General features: G+C 60.1%; 14 protein-coding genes. 6 read left to right on the top strand and 8 right to left on the bottom strand.

What is annotated here, in order from left to right; all coding sequences use genetic code 11:
- Positions 1-106 precede the first annotated feature (106 nt).
- From LOY28_RS23140 to LOY28_RS23130, 3 genes are read left to right on the top strand one after another with little or no spacing between them, the layout of a single operon-like run.
- Positions 107-583: a GNAT family N-acetyltransferase gene (locus LOY28_RS23140; RefSeq protein WP_026286480.1), complete on the top strand. Its 477-nt coding sequence runs from the start codon at positions 107-109 to the stop codon at positions 581-583.
- 14 nt (positions 584-597) lie between these two features.
- A complete protein-coding gene (locus LOY28_RS23135; RefSeq protein WP_018926865.1) occupies positions 598-1758 on the top strand; it encodes an aKG-HExxH-type peptide beta-hydroxylase in 1161 nt (386 codons plus the stop codon).
- Between the two features lie 16 nt (positions 1759-1774).
- Positions 1775-3745, top strand: coding sequence for a DUF692 family multinuclear iron-containing protein (locus tag LOY28_RS23130; protein WP_258612604.1), 1971 nt, complete (start codon positions 1775-1777; stop codon positions 3743-3745).
- Between the two features lie 72 nt (positions 3746-3817).
- Here LOY28_RS23130 and emhC read toward each other — a convergent pair whose 3' ends face one another.
- From emhC to LOY28_RS23115, 3 genes are read right to left on the bottom strand one after another with little or no spacing between them, the layout of a single operon-like run.
- Positions 3818-5278 (bottom strand): efflux RND transporter outer membrane subunit EmhC, encoded by a 1461-nt coding sequence (gene emhC / locus LOY28_RS23125; RefSeq protein ID WP_258612603.1) that lies wholly within the window; start codon positions 5276-5278, stop codon positions 3818-3820.
- The gene (gene emhB / locus LOY28_RS23120) at positions 5278-8439 is read right to left on the bottom strand and encodes an efflux RND transporter permease subunit EmhB (RefSeq protein ID WP_018926862.1); all 3162 of its coding nucleotides are present in this window, start codon (positions 8437-8439) and stop codon (positions 5278-5280) included. The genes emhC and emhB overlap by 1 nt, the downstream gene beginning before the upstream one ends.
- 3 nt (positions 8440-8442) lie before the next feature.
- The gene (locus LOY28_RS23115; RefSeq protein WP_018926861.1) at positions 8443-9600 is read right to left on the bottom strand and encodes an efflux RND transporter periplasmic adaptor subunit; all 1158 of its coding nucleotides are present in this window, start codon (positions 9598-9600) and stop codon (positions 8443-8445) included.
- A gap of 264 nt (positions 9601-9864) precedes the next feature.
- Between LOY28_RS23115 and emhR the strand changes: the two genes are divergently transcribed.
- A complete protein-coding gene (gene emhR, locus LOY28_RS23110) occupies positions 9865-10497 on the top strand; it encodes an efflux system transcriptional repressor EmhR (RefSeq protein WP_258612602.1) in 633 nt (210 codons plus the stop codon).
- A 300-nt stretch (positions 10498-10797) separates the two neighbouring features.
- Here emhR and LOY28_RS23105 read toward each other — a convergent pair whose 3' ends face one another.
- Genes LOY28_RS23105 through LOY28_RS23095 form a run of 3 tightly spaced genes read right to left on the bottom strand, consistent with a single transcriptional unit; the run spans position 10798 to position 13363 of the window.
- Positions 10798-11847: an alkene reductase gene (locus LOY28_RS23105; protein WP_018926859.1), complete on the bottom strand. Its 1050-nt coding sequence runs from the start codon at positions 11845-11847 to the stop codon at positions 10798-10800.
- A 21-nt stretch (positions 11848-11868) separates the two neighbouring features.
- Entirely contained in the window at positions 11869-13035 is a 1167-nt protein-coding gene (locus LOY28_RS23100) for an MFS transporter (protein ID WP_018926858.1), read from the bottom strand.
- Positions 13036-13060: 25 nt separating this feature from the next.
- Positions 13061-13363, bottom strand: coding sequence for a helix-turn-helix transcriptional regulator (locus tag LOY28_RS23095; protein WP_018926857.1), 303 nt, complete (start codon positions 13361-13363; stop codon positions 13061-13063).
- Between the two features lie 155 nt (positions 13364-13518).
- On the opposite strand from LOY28_RS23095, the gene LOY28_RS23090 reads away from it, so the two are divergent.
- The gene (locus LOY28_RS23090) at positions 13519-14088 is read left to right on the top strand and encodes an ACP phosphodiesterase (protein ID WP_018926856.1); all 570 of its coding nucleotides are present in this window, start codon (positions 13519-13521) and stop codon (positions 14086-14088) included.
- 112 nt (positions 14089-14200) lie between these two features.
- On the opposite strand, the gene LOY28_RS23085 is transcribed toward LOY28_RS23090, so the two are convergent.
- Together LOY28_RS23085 and olsB are read right to left on the bottom strand one after the other, a co-directional pair.
- On the bottom strand, positions 14201-14995 hold the full coding sequence (locus LOY28_RS23085; protein WP_258612601.1) for a 1-acyl-sn-glycerol-3-phosphate acyltransferase: 795 nt from the start codon (positions 14993-14995) through the stop codon (positions 14201-14203).
- Positions 14995-15750 carry an L-ornithine N(alpha)-acyltransferase gene (olsB, locus tag LOY28_RS23080; RefSeq protein WP_019580897.1) on the bottom strand — a complete coding sequence of 252 codons (756 nt, stop codon included), beginning with the start codon at positions 15748-15750 and terminating at the stop codon, positions 14995-14997. The genes LOY28_RS23085 and olsB overlap by 1 nt, the downstream gene beginning before the upstream one ends.
- 154 nt (positions 15751-15904) lie before the next feature.
- Between olsB and LOY28_RS23075 the strand changes: the two genes are divergently transcribed.
- Entirely contained in the window at positions 15905-16792 is an 888-nt protein-coding gene (locus LOY28_RS23075; protein ID WP_138866212.1) for an acyl-CoA dehydrogenase family protein, read from the top strand.
- Positions 16793-16804: the final 12 nt, after the last annotated feature.

Below are 16804 nucleotides of genomic sequence, written 5' to 3'. Positions count from 1 at the left end.
GGTGATGCCATTTGGCGTGCCACGAAAGGTGGGCTTTTACGGTGGTACGCCGAATGGCCTTATCAGACCCATGACCTGAAGCACTCGGGCACGGAGTGAATGACGCATGTCTGTCACCTTGGCTCCAATGAATGACGCGGACTTTGCTACGTTCGCCGACAGAGCCCTTGCTGAATATGGCGACGGGATGGTCGCCGCCGGCGAGTGGGGCCAGGAGGAGGCGTCGCAAAGGGCACGAAGCGTCTTCGAGCAATTGTTGCCGCAAGGGCGATTGACTGAAAAGAATCAACTCTGGGTAATCCAGGATCAAGCGCGGCGCATCGGTGAATTATGGGTTGCCGAACGACACGCTGGCGCCGGTCGGATCGCCTTCATTCTGGATATTTACATTGACCCCGGCGAGCGCCGCCAGGGTTATGCAAAACAATCGCTGCTGGCCCTGGAATCATGGGCGAGCCAGGCGGGATGCAAGGAAGTGCGGTTGCATGTCTTTGGTCGCAACGATGCGGCGCGTCGTCTTTATGAACAACTGGGTTATGGCATTGCCAGTCTGACAATGGCGAAGCCGTTGCCGCCAACCTAAGGGAAGGTTGAGAAATGGACATCGGTAACAGTGGTCAACGTGAGCTCTCGGTCGAGGATTTATTTCAGGGCACGACCTTCCTTGCGGATTCGGAGCCTTCGCGATTTGAAGTCTTGCTGGAGCGTGTCAGTCGAAATCGATACACCAGCTTTGTTGCGCTGTACACCGAACTTTTTCAGTTGTTTCCCAACGCGCCACATCTGGCAGAGTTTTTTGAACAGGCATTTAATCTTATCGTCCCTCCGACCCGTGAACAGCGCTTGATTATTAATGATCCGGTGTTTCAAGTGTGGAATGTACTGACGGCTCATTATGCCAATCTGGTCATCACGAAAAAGACCGAGGACAGGAGTGAGCTGGAAAAAATGCTGTGCGAATTTCCTGAGATGTTAGTGCGTGTCAAAGCATCCGACAGTTCCCGCGTGAATCATTATTGCCCCCCTGTGCATCGGTTTGATGTCGATCCGCTGGTAGCGATAGTAATGCCGCCCAGTTATGAGTTTCCGGAGGATGAAGCCGTCCGCAAACAGTTGGAGCGTAGCGGTTACTCCGTACGTTTTTTTTGCGACGTGGTGAATATTGCCCTGTTGCGCATAGAGCACACATGGCCCGCCTGCCGTGAGCAAATCAAAAAACTGGTCAAGTCGATTTTCTATTTACCCGATGGTTCATTTCGAAGCTGTTCGGCGTCCCGTTTCACCGGAATCATCCTGTTGTCGAGCCGGGATGATTCGATACTCGATCTGGAAGAGTCCCTGGTGCATGAGGCCACCCATCAGTTGCTCTATCACATTGTCGAGGCGTGCCCGGTCGTTAAGGAAGAGACCTCGCGGGAGCCGTTGTACACCTTGCCGTGGTCGGGACAGAAGCGTGACTTTTATGGCTACTTCCACGCGTTTTACGTGTACATCGCGTTGGTCAAATACCTGGGGCGGGTTCGTTCGCGTTCGACCGATGAGCTGCAACGGGCGCAAAACCGTCTTCTGTACATTCTGCGAGGCTTGATCAAGGCATTGCCGGACTTTGAGGCCAGCACTGAATTCACCCCACAAGGACGTCAACTTCTGGAAAACCTCGCCAAAGAGGTCAGAGCGCAGGAAAACCAATATGCCGGGCTGTTGGCGATATCGGGGACTGATACTGAGCAACAACGCTTGCTGGGTCTGACCGCCTGAAGCCGGGGAGGCTCACATGGGGATGTTTGATGCCTCGTCCTATCCCGAGGCCGGAGTAGGGCTGGAATACCATTTGCCACGGCGCAGGGCACAGGATGACCGGTCGGAGGATGGACTTGACCCGACGGTCGAGCGAATTCTCGCTGAGGGTTTGCCGCATTTCGATTACGTCGAGTTTCAGCCGACCCACTGCATCCTGCAGCCTCGTTTACTTGACGTCAGCGCTCGAGTACCGAGCCTGCTGCACTCGTCCAGTTTGTCCCTGGGCAGTGTGGGCATCGCGATGGATCGCGAATTTCTGAACATGACGCGGAGACTGTGCGACAAAACCCGCTCGCCGTGGCTGGCCGAGCATATTTCCTGGTCGCGTTTCCACGGTGGCGACACGCAGCATTTCATTTTGCCGACCCTGGCCCAAGAGGTGGCTGACACGGTGGTGGCCAATGCCATCGAATTGCGCGAGCTCACGGCCACACTGCTGGTGCTGGAAAACGCACCGCGGTTGTTTTCATTGCCGGGCGCACAAGAGCAGTCCGAAGGCGAGTTCATTTCCAGTGTGGTGGAGCGCAGCGGCTCGGGATTTTTGCTGGATCTCGACAGCGCGATCACGACCGCCAGAACCCAGGGTTACGACCTGAACGACTATTTGCGTTCGTTGCCGCTGGACCGGTTGATTGAAATTCACACCAGCCATCCACGGCGGGATTGGGACATTTTGCGTGAGCTGTTCAGATCATCCCCGGTGAAAGCGATCACCCTGGAGTGGGATATTTCGCGCAAAACCGATGACGCGGAACTGTTGACCTTGATCAAGGCCATCAAGTCCTTGAGGCCCAAGGCCCTGTTCTGGCAGGAGCTTGATCAACAGGGTGATCAACAGACGCCGTCGGAGGACGCGCAGACCCTGCTGAAACTCAGGGAAAGCACCTGGCTCAGCGTTGGCTCGGCGTCGTTTTTTATCCGAGACCGGCAGCAGGACTTGAGCCTGGAGTTTGACGTGACGTTGCTGCCGTTATTGCGCCACTTCCTGAGCCCACAGACGCTGGAGAGTGCCTTGTTGCTGCCGGGGGTTATGCAAAGTCCTGCACAGGACGACAACCTGGCGTTTCTGAGGACACTGGTCAGCCATGGTGTTTTGCTGCCCGTGGCGAATCAATCGGGTTCGGTCACCTGTAACGAAGGTAAGCATCCGCTCAACCTTTGGACCCGTTGGGATGCAGCGCTGGAGTTTTACCTGAGTACCCGCACCGGCTCGCACACGCCCTACATCAGCGTTGCCGAGCTGGAAACGGAGCTGGAGCAAAAGGCCTCGGCGCAACCTCAGCCGTCGGCGTTCAAGGACTACTGGTCCCATCCGTTCATCGCCCTGGAAAACCCGCTGCTGCCTGCCTGTGCGATTGCTCAGCCGACGCTGCTGGGCTCGCTGTGCAATCGCCGCACGTCGCGAACCTTCAGTGATCAGCCGTTGAGTTCGGAACAACTGTCTTTGTTGCTCTACTACACCTGGGGCGCGACCGTCGTGCAGCACAACCGCATGGGTGACTATTTCCTGAAGAAAACCTCGCCGGCCGGCGGTTCGCTGCAGGGCACCGAGGTGTATGCGGTGCTGATGAACGTGCAGGGTTTCGAGCGGGGGCTTTACCACTATTCGGTACGCCGTCATGGGCTTGAGCTGCTTTCCCTGGAAGATCCGCGAGCCTGGATCAGCGAGGCTTGTGGTGGACAGGCGTGGATCAAGGATGCGGCAGCGGTGTTCGTTTCCACGGCGCGGGTCGAGCGAATGGCCTGGAAATACGAATTCAGCCGCGCACTGCGGGTGGCGCTGATGGATGCCGGGCATCTGAGTCAGACCTTTTCCCTGCTGGCCACCGCGCTGGGCCTGGGCAGTTTCACTACCGCAGCGTTACGCGACGAAATGTTCGAAAACCGCTTGGGGCTCGATTATCTGGAAGAGCCGGTGTTTCTGGTCAATGGAGTCGGAGGGTGAAGCGAACAGGCTGGTTTTTTTCACGACCAACAAAAAGCCCACCAAACGGTGGGCTTCGTATTTACGGCGCTATCAGAACAACTTCATCTTCGGCGCTTCTTCTTTCAACGGCTCGTTCTTCGCCGTCTGTTCATTCCAGCCACCGCCCAACGCCTTGTACAGGTTGACCGCGCTGGTCAGCTGCGCCAGGCGGTCGGTGATCAGCGCCTGTTGGGCACTGAACAGCTGGCGCTGGGCGTCGAGGAAGGTCAGGTTGCTGTCGACCCCGATGCGATAACGACGCTCGGCCAGACGGTAGTAGTCCTGGTTGGCGTTGACGAAATCACGCTGAGCCTGCAACTGCTCGGTGTAGGTCTGGCGTGCGGCCAGGCCATCGGCGACTTCCTGGAAGGCCGTTTGAATGGACTTCTCGTAGTTCGCCACGCTGATGTCTTTCTGGATCTTGGAGTAATCCAGGCTGGCACGCAGGCTGCCGGCGTTGAAGATCGGCAGGTTGATTTGCGGCTGGAACAACCAGGTGCCCGAACCACCCTTGAACAGACCGGACAGGTCCGGGCTCAGGGAGCCGGCATTGGCGGTCAGGCTGATGCTCGGGAAGAATGCAGCCCGCGCCGCGCCGATGTTGGCGTTGGCGGCCTTGAGGTTGTATTCGGCCTGGAGGATGTCCGGGCGACGTTGCAGCAAGTCCGACGGCAGGCCGGCCGGCACGTCGCTCAGCAGGTCGTCCGACAGTGGCTTGGCTGCTTGCAGATTGGCCGGGATGCCGGTGCCGAGCAGCAACACCAGGCTGTTTTCATCCTGGGCGACCTGACGGGTGTATTTGGCCTGTTGCGCACGGGCGTTTTCCACCGAGGTACGTGACTGGGCCAGATCCAGCGCCGAGGCTACGCCCACTTCGTTGCTGCGCGAGGTGAGCTTGTAGCTCTCCTCGAAGGCACCGAGGGTTTCCTGGGTCAGTTTCAGCAGTTCCTTGTCGGCCTGCCAGGTCAGATAGGCATTGGCCACGCTGGCCACCAGACTGATCTGCGTGCTGCGCCGTGCTTCTTCAGTGGCGAAGTACTTCTGCAGGGCCTCTTCGCTCAGGCTGCGCACCCGACCGAACAGGTCGAGTTCGTAGGCGCTGATGCCGACGGTGGCCGAGTAGGAACTGTTGATGTTCGCTTCGCCGGTTTGCGAGGCCCGTGCCGGAACCCGCTGACGACTGCCGCTGCCGGTGGCCGAAACCGCCGGGAACAGGTCGGCGCGCTGGATGCGGTATTGAGCCGCATAAGCGTCGATGTTCAGCGCCGCGACGCGCAGGTCACGGTTGTTCTCCAGCGAGGTCTGAATCACCTGCTGCAGCGCAGGGTCGTGGAAAAACTGCTTCCAGCCCTGTTCGGCGGCGGCCTGGTTGGGCGCCTGGGCCGGCGAATACGCCGGGCCTTGCGGGTATTGGCCCGCCACCGGTGCTTCAGGCCGCTGATAATCGGGTATCAGCGAGCAGCCACTCAGCACGAAAGCGGTGACTGCCAGGGAGAGTAGCGACTTGCTCATTAGCCAGCCTCTTGAGGAGTTTCAATGGCGTCATCCTGGTCGGCGACTTTGCGCTGGCCCATGGACGACACGGTGACGAAGAACAACGGAACCCAGAAGATCGCCAGGATCGTGGCCGTGAGCATACCGCCAATCACCCCGGTACCGATCGCATGTTGGCTACCCGAACCTGCGCCCGTGGAAATGGCCAGCGGTACCACGCCGAGCACGAATGCGAGCGAGGTCATGATGATCGGTCGCAGACGCATCCGGCAGGCTTCGATCGCTGCATCGCGCAGGCTACGCCCTTGCTCATGCAGTTCCTTGGCGAACTCGACGATCAGAATGGCGTTTTTCGCCGCCAGACCGATGGTGGTCAACAGCCCCACCTGGAAGTACACGTCGTTGGACAGGCCGCGCAGGCTGGTCGCCATCAGCGCACCGATGATCCCCAGCGGCACGACCAGCATGACCGCGATCGGGATCGACCAGCTTTCATACAACGCCGCCAGACACAGGAACACCATCAACAGCGACAAGGCGTACAGCGCTGGTGCTTGCGAGCCGGACAGACGTTCCTCGTACGACAGACCGGTCCAGGAAATACCGACACCGGCCGGCAGTTTCTTGGCCAGAGCTTCGACTTCGGCCATGGCCTCACCGGTGGAATAGCCGGGCGCCGGGGCACCGAGGATTTCTATCGCTTCCACGCCGTTGTAACGGGCCAGTTTCGGTGAACCGTAGATCCATTCACCCCTGGCGAACGCCGAGAACGGAACCATGGTGCCGGCGCTGTTGCGCACGTACCACTTCTTCAGGTCTTCAGGACTCATGCGAGCGCCGGGCAGGCCTTGCACGTAAACCTTCTTCACACGACCGCGGTCGATGAAGTCGTTCACATAGCTACTGCCCAGGGCAATCGACAGGGTGTTGTTGATGTCGGTGAGGGTCACGCCCAGGGCGCTGGCCTTCTCATCGTCGATTTCCAGCTGGTACTGCGGCTCGTCATTCAGGCCGTTCGGACGGACTTGCGACAGGACCTTGCTTTGCGCCGCCATGCCGAGGAACTGGTTACGGGCTTCCATCAGCTTGTTGTGACCGATGCCGGCACGGTCCTGAAGGAATACGTCGAAACCGGTGGCGTTACCCAGTTCCAGTACCGCTGGTGGCGCAAAGGCAAACACCATGGCGTCGCGGAAGGTAAAGAAGTGCTGTTGGGCACGGGCCGCCAGTTTGAACACACTGTTGTCGGCGTTACGTTCGTCCCACGGTTTGAGCATGATGAACGCCATGCCCGAACTCTGGCCACGGCCGGCGAAGTTGAAGCCGGTCACGGTAAACACCGAGGCCACTGCATCGCCTTCGCCGCCATCCTTGCTCGGACGCAGCAGGAACTCGCGCATTTCATCCACGACCACCTGCGTGCGCTGGGAGCTGGAACCGGCCGGGGTTTGCACCTGGGCAAACAGTACGCCCTGGTCTTCTTCCGGCAGGAACGCCGTTGGAATGCGGGTGAACAGCCAGATCATGCCGACCACGATAATCAGGTACGCCAGCAGGTACGGAGCCTTGTAAGCGAGCATGTTGCCGACGCCGCGCTCGTAGCTTTTGACGCCACGGTCGAAGTTGCGGTTGAACCAGCCGAAGAAGCCGCGTTTCGGCGTGCCGTGCTCGCCTTTCGGAATCGCCTTGAGCATGGTGGCGCAAAGCGCCGGGGTGAAGATCAATGCAACCAGCACCGACAAGGCCATGGCCGAAACGATGGTGATCGAGAACTGCTTGTAGATCACACCGGTGGAGCCACTGAAGAACGCCATCGGCAGCAGTACCGCGGACAGCACCAGAGCAATACCGACCAGCGCACCCTGGATCTGCCCCATGGATTTCTTGGTGGCCTCCTTGGGTGACAGGCCTTCTTCGCTCATGACCCGTTCGACGTTTTCCACCACGACGATGGCATCGTCCACCAGCAAGCCGATGGCCAGCACCATGCCGAACATGGTCAGGGTGTTGATGCTGAAGCCGAATGCCGCGAGGATCCCGAATGTACCCAGCAATACCACCGGCACGGTCATCGTGGTGATGACGGTGGCGCGGAAGTTCTGCAGGAACAGGAACATCACCAGGAACACCAGCACGATCGCTTCGACCAGGGTTTCAACCACTCCTTTGATCGACTCGGTCACCACCGGGGTGGTGTCGTACGGGAACACCACTTCCATCCCTTGCGGGAAGAACGGCTTCAGGTCATCGATGGTTTTGCGCAGGGCCTTGGCGGTATCGAGGGCGTTGGCACCGTTGGCCAGCTTCACCGCCAGACCGGAAGCCGGGCTGCCGTTGAACTGGGCGCTGACGCTATAGTTCTCGCCACCCAGGCCTACTTCGGCGACGTCTTTGAGGCGAACCTGCGAGCCGTCCTTGTTGACCTTGAGCAGGATTTCCTTGAACTGCTCGGCAGTCTGCAGGCGGGTCTTGCCGATGATCGTAGCGTTCAGTTGCTGGCCGGGCAGGGCGGGCAAGCCGCCGAGTTGACCGGACGAGATCTGGACGTTCTGCGCCGCGATGGCGGTTTTCACGTCCACCGGGGTCAGGTTGAAGTTGTTCAACTTGGCCGGGTCGAGCCAGATCCGCATCGCGTACTGGGCGCCGAAGACCTGGAAGTCACCGACACCGGCGGTCCGCGAGATCGGGTCCTGCATGTTCGACACGATGTAGTTGGACAGGTCGTCCTTGGTCATGCTGCCGTCACGCGACACCACACCGATGACCATCAGGAAGTTTTTCACCGACTTGGTCACGCGGATACCCTGCTGCTGCACTTCTTGTGGCAGCAGCGGGGTGGCCAGGTTCAGTTTGTTCTGGACCTGAACCTGCGCGGTATCGGAGCTGGTGCCCTGCTCGAAGGTCGCGGTGATGGTCATGCTGCCGTCGGAGTTACTTTCCGACGAGACATAACGCAGATTGTCGATACCGTTGAGCTGTTGCTCGATCACCTGCACCACGGTGTCCTGCACGGTTTGTGCAGAAGCGCCGGGGTAAGTCACGGAGATCGCAATGGCCGGAGGCGCAATGCTCGGGTATTGGTTGATCGGCAGCTTGAGGATCGATAAAGCCCCGACCAGCATGATCACCAGGGCAATTACCCAGGCGAAAATCGGACGGTCGATAAAAAATTTCGACATGGTTTACTCCCCTTTGCCGCCGACAGCGACTTTGGCTGCCTGTGCGGGGACCGGGCTCTTGGCGTTGACGTTGGTGGCTTCAGTGGCCTTGACTTCAACACCAGGTCTGACGAATTGCAGCCCTTCAGTGATCAGGCGATCGCCTGCCTTCAAGCCGTCTTCAATCAACCATTGGTTGCCGACAGTACGGCTGGCCTTGAGCTGACGCAGTTCGACCTTGTTGTCCGGACCCACGACCAGCGCGGTCGGGGTGCCTTTGAGGTCGCGGGTCACGCCTTGTTGCGGCGCCAGAATCGCCGCGCTGTTCACGCCGGATTGCAACTGAGCGTGAACGAACATGCCCGGCAGCAGGGTGTGATCAGGGTTCGGGAACACCGCGCGCAGAGTCACGGAACCAGTGGTCTGGTCTACCGAGACTTCAGAGAACTCGAGCTTGCCGTCCACGGCGTACTGGCTGCCGTCTTCCAGGGTCAGCTTGACCGCGGCGGCATTGTCGCCCGCCTTTTGCAGACGACCGCTTTCCAGTTCGCGGCGCAGCTCAAGCAGCTCCACCGAGGACTGGGTCACGTCGACATAGATCGGGTCCAGTTGCTGGATGACCGCCATGGCGTCGCTCTGGCCACTGCTGACCAGCGCGCCTTCCGTCACCGACGAACGGCCGATTCGACCGGAGATCGGTGCGTAGACCTTGGTGTAGCGCACGTTGATCTGGGCGGTCTGCAGGGAGGCTTCCGATTGCAGGCGGTTGGCCAGTGCCGTGTCGTATTCCTGACGGCTGACGGCCTGTTCGTCGACCAGTTGCTTGTAGCGATCGGAGATCGACTTGGTCGAACGCAGGTTGGCTTCGGCGCTTTTCAGGGTCGCGTCATAGACCGACGGGTCGATCTGATACAGCTGCTGACCGGCCTTGACGTCGCCGCCTTCCTTGAACAGTCGTTTGAGAATGATGCCGTTGACCTGTGGGCGAACTTCGGCAATACGGAACGCACTGGTGCGCCCCGGAAGTTCGGACGTCAGGGTGAAGGCTTGTGGTTGCAGGGTTACGACGCCGACCTGAGGGGTGGGTGCGGCAGGTGCCGCCTCTTCCTTTTTACATCCACTGAGCAGTGATGCCAGGGCGAGGGCAGTAACCAGAGCGGTAACAGCTGGCTTGAATTGCATGAAGATCCTCGGGTCAGGCGCGCAAGTTGCGCACAAGAAAGGTGGAAGGTTAAAAAATTTTACCGGGTGGATAAGTAGCTTGCTAAGGAATATACTTACATTCATGCTTGTTTGTAAATACCTTGGCGGCGTACCCACACCGTTACAAAAGCCGTCCAAAGATTTGAATTGTAGGCCTGAGACGAAGCCCGAAAGCGCTCGCCTCACTTCTATTCAGCGGATGCTCAGACATCGCTGAGGCACCCTGATTGAGGTTTTACTGCCATGGTCCGTCGCACCAAAGAGGAAGCTCAAGAAACCCGAAGCCAGATACTCGAAGCGGCAGAAAAAGCCTTTTTCGAGCGGGGCGTGGCACGCACGACGCTGGCGGATATCGCTACCCTGGCCGGGGTGACTCGCGGGGCTATCTACTGGCATTTCAGTAACAAGGCGGATCTGCTGCAGGCGATGCTCGATACCCTGCACGAGCCGCTGAATGAAATGGCCAAGGCCAGTGAAAGCCAAGACGAACTCGACCCGCTGGGCTGCATGCGCAAACTGCTGATTCATTTGTTTCATCAAGTTGCCATGGACCCGAAAACCCGACGCATCAACGAGATTCTGTTTCATAAGTGCGAATTCACCGATGAAATGTGCGACCTGCGCCAGCAGCGCCAAACGGTCAGCCTCGATTGCAATGTGCGAATCGCGCTGGCCCTGAGTAATGCGGTGAATCGCGGGCAGTTACCGGAAAACCTCGACGCTGCCCGCGCGGCCATCAGCTTGCATGCCTACATCGATGGCATCCTGTATCAGTGGCTGTTGGCTCCCGACAGTTTTCAACTGCACATCGAAGCCGAGCGTTGGGTCGACACAGGTTTGGATATGCTGCGCTTGAGTCCCAGCCTGCGCAATTGAAACAAAATGCGTAATTGGATCCGTTTTTGTCAAGGCATGACGCGGGGAATGTCCCTGCTTCGCGCGCCTTTTTGCAATGGGATGCTTTTATATACGTACGTTCGCCAGGTTGATAGGTAGCGAGCTACGTATTTTGTAGGGATTTTGTGTCGAGTATGTGAATGAGTGTGAACGCCCCGGCTACAAGGGCGCCGAATAGCCGACCAAAGGCATCGCATTTGCCTCAGTGACCTTTGATCTTCCATACGCAAAAGCCCCGGCTCTTTCGAGTCGGGGCTTTTGCATTTCAACGGTCGAGGCTTACAGCGTCGGATAGTCGATATAACCGACCGGGCCCTTGCCGTAGAACAGTTCCGGACGCGGCTCGTTCAGCGGTGCATCGGCCTTCAAGCGCGCTGGCAGGTCCGGGTTGGCGATGAATGGCACACCAAACGCCACCGCGTCGGCCTTGCCGCTGGCCAGCCACTCGTTGGCGCTGTCCTTGGTAAAACGCTCGTTGGCGATGTACGGGCCGCCGAAGGCTTCTTTCAATTGCGGGCCGAGGCTGTCGGCGCCTTCTTTTTCGCGCGAGCAGATGAACGCGATGCCGCGTTTTCCCAGTTCGCGAGCGACGTAGGTGAAGGTCTCGGACAGGTTGTCGTCGCCCATGTCATGGGAGTCGGCGCGCGGTGCCAGGTGCATGCCGACGCGGCCAGCGCCCCAGACTTCGATCACGGCGTCAGTCACTTCCAGCAACAGGCGCGCACGGTTTTCCAGGGAGCCACCGTAGTTGTCGGTGCGCTGGTTGGTGCTGCTTTGCAGGAACTGGTCGAGCAGGTAACCGTTGGCACCGTGGATTTCCACGCCGTCGAAACCGGCGGCCTTGGCATTCTCGGCCCCCACGCGGTAAGCGTCGACGATGTCGGCGATTTCAGCGGTTTCCAGGGCGCGCGGAGTTGGGTAGTCGGCCAATGGACGAACCAGGCTGACATGGCCTTTAGGCTGGATGGCACTCGGTGCGACCGGTGCTTCGCCGTTCAGGTACGAAGGGTGGGAAACCCGACCCACGTGCCACAGTTGCAGGAAGATTTTGCCGCCCGCGCCGTGAATCGCTTTGGTCACGTTGCTCCAGCCGCGCACCTGGTCGTTGGACCAGATGCCGGGAGTGTCCGGGTAACCGACGCCCATCGGCGTGACCGACGTGGCCTCGCTGAGGATCAGGCCGGCAGAGGCGCGCTGCACGTAATACTCGGCCATCAGCGCGTTCGGCACACGGCCTTCGTCGGCGCGGCAGCGGGTCAACGGTGCCATGATGATGCGGTTGGCCAACTCGAGGTCGCCCAGTTTGATCGGATCGAAAATTGTCGTCATTTAATAGCTCTCTTTTAGCGATTAATGGGTAGCGGGGGCCAGCTCGGCATCGCCGCTCTGACGGAAAGTAATCAGGGTCACCAGCAGGGCGAGCACCGCCAATGCGGCTGCCGCGAGCGGCACCCGGGTCAGGCCGAAGCCGTGGGCGATGACGCTGCCGCCGACCCAGGCACCGAGTGCGTTGCCGACGTTGAAGGCGCCGATGTTCAGGGTCGACACCAGGTTCGGTGCAGCCTTGCCGAAGGTCACCACGTTGACTTGCAGTGCCGGCACGGCGGCAAAGCACGCGGTGGCCCAGAGGAACAGGGTGATTTCGGTCGGGATCAGGGCCACGCTGGTCCAGGTCAGCACGGTGGAGACCACCGCCATGGTGATGAACACACCGATCAGCGTCGCCGCCATGCCTTTGTCAGCCAGCTTGCCGCCGATGATGTTGCCGACTGTCAGGCCCAGGCCGATGAGCACCAGGGTCCAGGTCACGCCACGCGGGGAAACACCAGTGACTTCGCCCAACAGCGGCGCGACATAGGTGAACAAGGTGAAGACCGACGCGGCGAACAAGGCGGTCATGCTCAGGGATAACCAGATACCGGCCCCCTTGAGGGCGCGCAGTTCGGCGCGCATGTCGAGTTTCTCTTCATCGCGCTTGGCCGGCAGAAAGCGGATCAAACCGATCAGCGCAATCACACCAATCACGGTCACTGCCCAGAAGGTCGAACGCCAGCCGGCTTCCTGGCCGAGCGCGGTGCCCAGCGGTACGCCGAGGACGTTGGCCAGGGTCAGGCCGGTGAACATCAGGGCCACGGCCGACGCACGTTTGTTGGCCGGCACCAGGCCTGCCGCCACCACCGAACCGATGCCGAAGAACGCGCCATGGCACAAGGCGGTGACCACACGGGCAAACATCAGGACGTTGTAGTCACTGGCCAGGGCGCAGAGCAGGTTGCCGATGATGAAAATCCCCATCAACGCTACCAGCGCGGCCTTGCGCGGCAGCCTGGCGGTGGCCAGTGCCATGAACGGCGCGCCGATGGCCACGCCCAGGGCGTAACCGGTCACCAGCCAGCCGGCGCCGGGGATCGACACACCGAGGTCCGCCGCCACATCGGGCAGCAAGCCCATGATGACGAACTCGGTGGTGCCGATGGCGAAGGCGCTCAAGGCCAGAATGAGTAGCGAGAGGGGCATGATTGATTCCTTATCGGCCAAAGGGTCAGAGCTCTTTGCTGAAGGTACGAAGGAACTCCTGGATGGTTTCCTCGTTGCGTTTGAAAAAATGCCACTGGCCGACTTTGCGGCTGCTGATCAGGCCGGCGCGTTGCAGGGTCGCCAGGTGTGCGGACACCGTGGACTGCGACAAACCGCAACGTTGATCGATCTGCCCGGCGCAGACGCCGTGCTCGTTGCTGTGGGTCTGGTCGGGGAATTCGACGGCCGGGTCTTTGAGCCAGTGCAGGATTTCTCGCCGTACCGGGTGTGCCAGGGCTTTTATTATTTCGTCGAGGTCGAGGTTCATGGCTTGGGACTCGTGATGAGTAAAACGTTATATCGCGATGGGGCGAACTTTAAATCGGTATTTCGCGATATACCAATATGATTTCGGTCTGATGACTGCGTAAATCGGTATATCGGGTTATAACGATATTGGTGAGGCAGTGCTAAGCTGCGCCCATGAACTATCTCGCACATCTGCACCTCGGTGGCCAACGCCCCGGTCAAATGCTCGGCAGTCTGTATGGCGACTTCGTCAAGGGACGGCTGCAGGGGCAGTTCGATCCGGAGGTCGAGGCGGCCATCCAGTTGCATCGCAGCATCGATGTCTTCACCGACCGTCATCCGTTGGTGGATGTCTCGTTGTCACGGTTTTCCATCACGCGCAGGCGTTATGCGGGGATCGTGCTCGACGTGTTTTTCGACCACTGCCTGGCGCGGGACTGGGCGCTGTACGCCGACCGTCCGCTTACGCAGTTCACCTCGGATGTTTACCGGGTGCTGCTGGCCGAGCCGCAGTTGCCGGAGCGCCTGGCGAAGATTGCGCCGCACATGGTGGCCAATGACTGGTTGGGGGCTTATCAGGAGTTCGAAGTGCTTGAGCAGGTACTGCGGGGGATTTCACGCAGACTGACGCGGCCCGAGGAACTGGCCGCGGCAATGCAGGAGTTGCGGTGGTTGTATGAACCGTTGAGCGAGGATTTCCGGTTGTTCTATCCGCAGCTTCAAGACTTCGCACAAAACCGCTGACACCAATCCTTCTTTGTAGGAGCGAGCGGTGCGGCGATCCGACTTGCCCGAGAAGCGGTCCTCGAGGGCGCCAAAAGCTTCGCGGGCAAGCCTCGCTCCTACAAACGCAAAATCAGGCGGCGATCAGTTCGCCGGCACGCCGTGGCTCGGCAGGTTTCGCGACTTCACCAAACAACGCCTTCTGCACCGCCTGCTGCGCCTCGAACGCCAGCGCCGCGCGTTCCCGGTCCTGGCACTCGATCGGCTTGAGCAGGTGAATCTCCACCTCACCCCGATCATTGGCGAACAAGCGCATCAGGTGTGACAGCAAATCATCATCGCCAATGAACGGTGCCAGGGTATCCAGCTCGCCGTTGCGCAGATAACGAATCGCCACCGGTTGCAGCGCCACTTCGGAATCGATCGCCGCTGACAGCAAACGACCATGAAACGTGCGCAGCGAACGCCCATCGGTGGTGGTGCCTTCCGGGAACATCAGCAGCGGGTGTTCCTGTTCCAGATGGCGAGTCATCTGTTTGCGGATCAACTGGCTGTCGCCTGAACCACGGCGAATGAACAGGCTGCCTGCCTTGGCCGCCAACCAGCCCGCCACCGGCCAGGTGCGCACTTCAGCCTTGGACAGGAACGACAGCGGCGTGAGCATGCCCAGCAGCGGAATGTCGGTCCAGGACACATGGTTGCTGACCCAGAGCATCGGCGCCTTCGGCAATTGACCATGGACGGTGACATGAAAGGGCAGGGCATTGCTCAGCCGCGCCATGAAAAACCGCGACCAGCGCTGGCGACGGACCATTGAATGGGCAATCCCCAGTTGTTCGAACGCGCCGAACACACTGGCCATGGTCAAGCCCAGCGCCACCACCATCAGCACTCGCGCAATTCGCGCGTACACCCGCAAGCGGCTCATTACACAGCCGCCTTGAAGTGCTTGGCGTAACGCGGGCAGAGCTCGTCGCGCTTGAGCAGGATGAACACGTCGGCCACCTGGAAGTCTTCGTCCCAGCACGGCTCGCCGCAGATTTTTGCGCCCAGGCGCATGTAGGCCTTGAGCAGCGGCGGCATTTCGGCGATGACGTTCGATGGAATGTCCAGCGTCGGCAATGGCTTCTTCGGCTCGGCCCGCAGGTGTTCGGTGCACAGGTAACGTTCGCGCAGGCGTTGCATGATCGCGTGGGCCTGGATGCCGCCGTCCTGCATCGGAATGCTCGCGCAACCCATCAGATAGCTGTAGCCGCCCTGGTTCAGCACTTCGGCCAGTTCACCCCAGAGCACGGCGATGGTGCCGCCGTTGCGGTAGGCCGGGTCGACGCAGGTGCGACCGATTTCCAGGATCGGGCCTTTCAGATGAACCAGGCCATGCAGGCTGAATTCTTCTTCGCTGTAGAACTTGCCCAGGCTGCTGGCGGCCGTGTGGTCGAGCAAACGAGTGGTCGCCACCAGGCGCCCGGTGTTCAAGTCACGTACGCCGATGTGGGCGCAGTGAACATCATAGTCATCCATGTCCAGACCCAATTCCGCGCCTTTCAGCCTGGCGTTGAATTCGCCGCTGAACACGTTGAAGCGCAAGGCCTGGGCTTCCTGCAGTGCCTCGGCGCCCACCAGGCGTTCGGCTTGCAGGCGGCGTTCATTGCCGGTGTCGCTGATGCGGGCGATCTGAGTCATTGCGAATCTCCGTACGGGCTGGCCACCCGTCTTGGGTTGCAGCCGATCGACTTTCTTTATGCAGCCGTGTTGTGCAAAGTCAGGCTATGTAGCCCCGGTGTCATCGCCATGAAGCTTTGGTGATGCTTATATGACAGCCCACAAGGAGCCTCTTATGCCCTGGCAAACCCTGTTGAACCGCAGCGATCGCCTGCCCGCCGACCCCGATCTTGGCGAAGGCTTCGCGACCTTGTTGCACCGCTTGGGCACGGTCACCCCGTTTGAATTGGCGGTGAACGGCGGACGGCTGATGGCGACTCCGGGGTTGGCGTTTCTGGTGGGGTATCAAGCGGCGCTGCGGATGCTCTGGCCGAGCGCGCCGCTGAGCCTCGGTGCGTTGTGCGCGACCGAGCAACGCAGCTTGCGGGTGGCGGACATGCAGACCCGGCTGCGCGATCTGCGTCTGAGCGGACGCAAGGATTTCGTCACCGCCGGCGATGCCGCCGACTGGCTGCTGGTCGCCGCTCGCAGCGAAGAGCCAGGCAGCGATCCGCGCCTGAGTCTGGCGGTGGTTTACCCCGGCGAACCGGGCGTGCGTCTGGAGAAACTCGCGCCGTTGCCGTTGATGCCCGAGATCAGCCACGGTCGGCTGTTTCTCGATAACGCGCTGTGCGAATTGTTGGCGGGGGACGGCTGGGATGCTTACGTCAAACCGTTCCGCACCCTGGAAGACATTTATGTGCTGAGTGCGATGACCGCGTGGCTGTTCGGCATTGGCCAGGACAACGACTGGCCGCACACCTTGCAACTGCGTTTGCTGGCGCTGCTGGCCGGGTGCGCGGAAGTCAGCCGCCAGGCGCCGAACAATCCGGCCGGGCATGTGTTGCTGGGCGGTTTGTTCGCACAGTTCGACGGGCTCAAGGCTGAAGTGAATCAGGCCATGACCGATGGCCCGCCGCAATGGGCGGCGGTGTGGCAGCGCGATCAGGCTGTAATGGATCTGGCAGCAGGGGCTCGGGGCAAGCGGTTGGCCAAGGCGTTGGCGGGATCTTCGTTAGGGTGACGGGCCTCCCAA

Origin of the sequence: Pseudomonas sp. B21-017 (assembly GCF_024749245.1) — a bacterium.
GTDB lineage: Bacteria > Pseudomonadota > Gammaproteobacteria > Pseudomonadales > Pseudomonadaceae > Aquipseudomonas.
This window is presented reverse-complemented; position numbering and strand designations above follow the sequence as displayed.

Excerpts from the sequence above, each read along its gene's own strand:
- LOY28_RS23075 (WP_138866212.1), top strand. The coding sequence starts at position 15,905 with ATGCCCTGGCAAACCCTGTTGAACCGCAGCGATCGCCTGCCCGCCGAC.
- LOY28_RS23130 (WP_258612604.1), top strand. The coding sequence starts at position 1,775 with ATGGGGATGTTTGATGCCTCGTCCTATCCCGAGGCCGGAGTAGGGCTG.
- LOY28_RS23115 (WP_018926861.1), bottom strand. The coding sequence starts at position 9,600 with ATGCAATTCAAGCCAGCTGTTACCGCTCTGGTTACTGCCCTCGCCCTG.
- LOY28_RS23100 (WP_018926858.1), bottom strand. The coding sequence starts at position 13,035 with ATGCCCCTCTCGCTACTCATTCTGGCCTTGAGCGCCTTCGCCATCGGC.
- LOY28_RS23105 (WP_018926859.1), bottom strand. The coding sequence starts at position 11,847 with ATGACGACAATTTTCGATCCGATCAAACTGGGCGACCTCGAGTTGGCC.
- LOY28_RS23090 (WP_018926856.1), top strand. The coding sequence starts at position 13,519 with ATGAACTATCTCGCACATCTGCACCTCGGTGGCCAACGCCCCGGTCAA.
- LOY28_RS23085 (WP_258612601.1), bottom strand. The coding sequence starts at position 14,995 with ATGAGCCGCTTGCGGGTGTACGCGCGAATTGCGCGAGTGCTGATGGTG.
- emhR (WP_258612602.1), top strand. The coding sequence starts at position 9,865 with ATGGTCCGTCGCACCAAAGAGGAAGCTCAAGAAACCCGAAGCCAGATA.
- LOY28_RS23140 (WP_026286480.1), top strand. The coding sequence starts at position 107 with ATGTCTGTCACCTTGGCTCCAATGAATGACGCGGACTTTGCTACGTTC.
- LOY28_RS23095 (WP_018926857.1), bottom strand. The coding sequence starts at position 13,363 with ATGAACCTCGACCTCGACGAAATAATAAAAGCCCTGGCACACCCGGTA.
- olsB (WP_019580897.1), bottom strand. The coding sequence starts at position 15,750 with ATGACTCAGATCGCCCGCATCAGCGACACCGGCAATGAACGCCGCCTG.
- LOY28_RS23135 (WP_018926865.1), top strand. The coding sequence starts at position 598 with ATGGACATCGGTAACAGTGGTCAACGTGAGCTCTCGGTCGAGGATTTA.
- emhC (WP_258612603.1), bottom strand. The coding sequence starts at position 5,278 with ATGAGCAAGTCGCTACTCTCCCTGGCAGTCACCGCTTTCGTGCTGAGT.
- emhB (WP_018926862.1), bottom strand. The coding sequence starts at position 8,439 with ATGTCGAAATTTTTTATCGACCGTCCGATTTTCGCCTGGGTAATTGCC.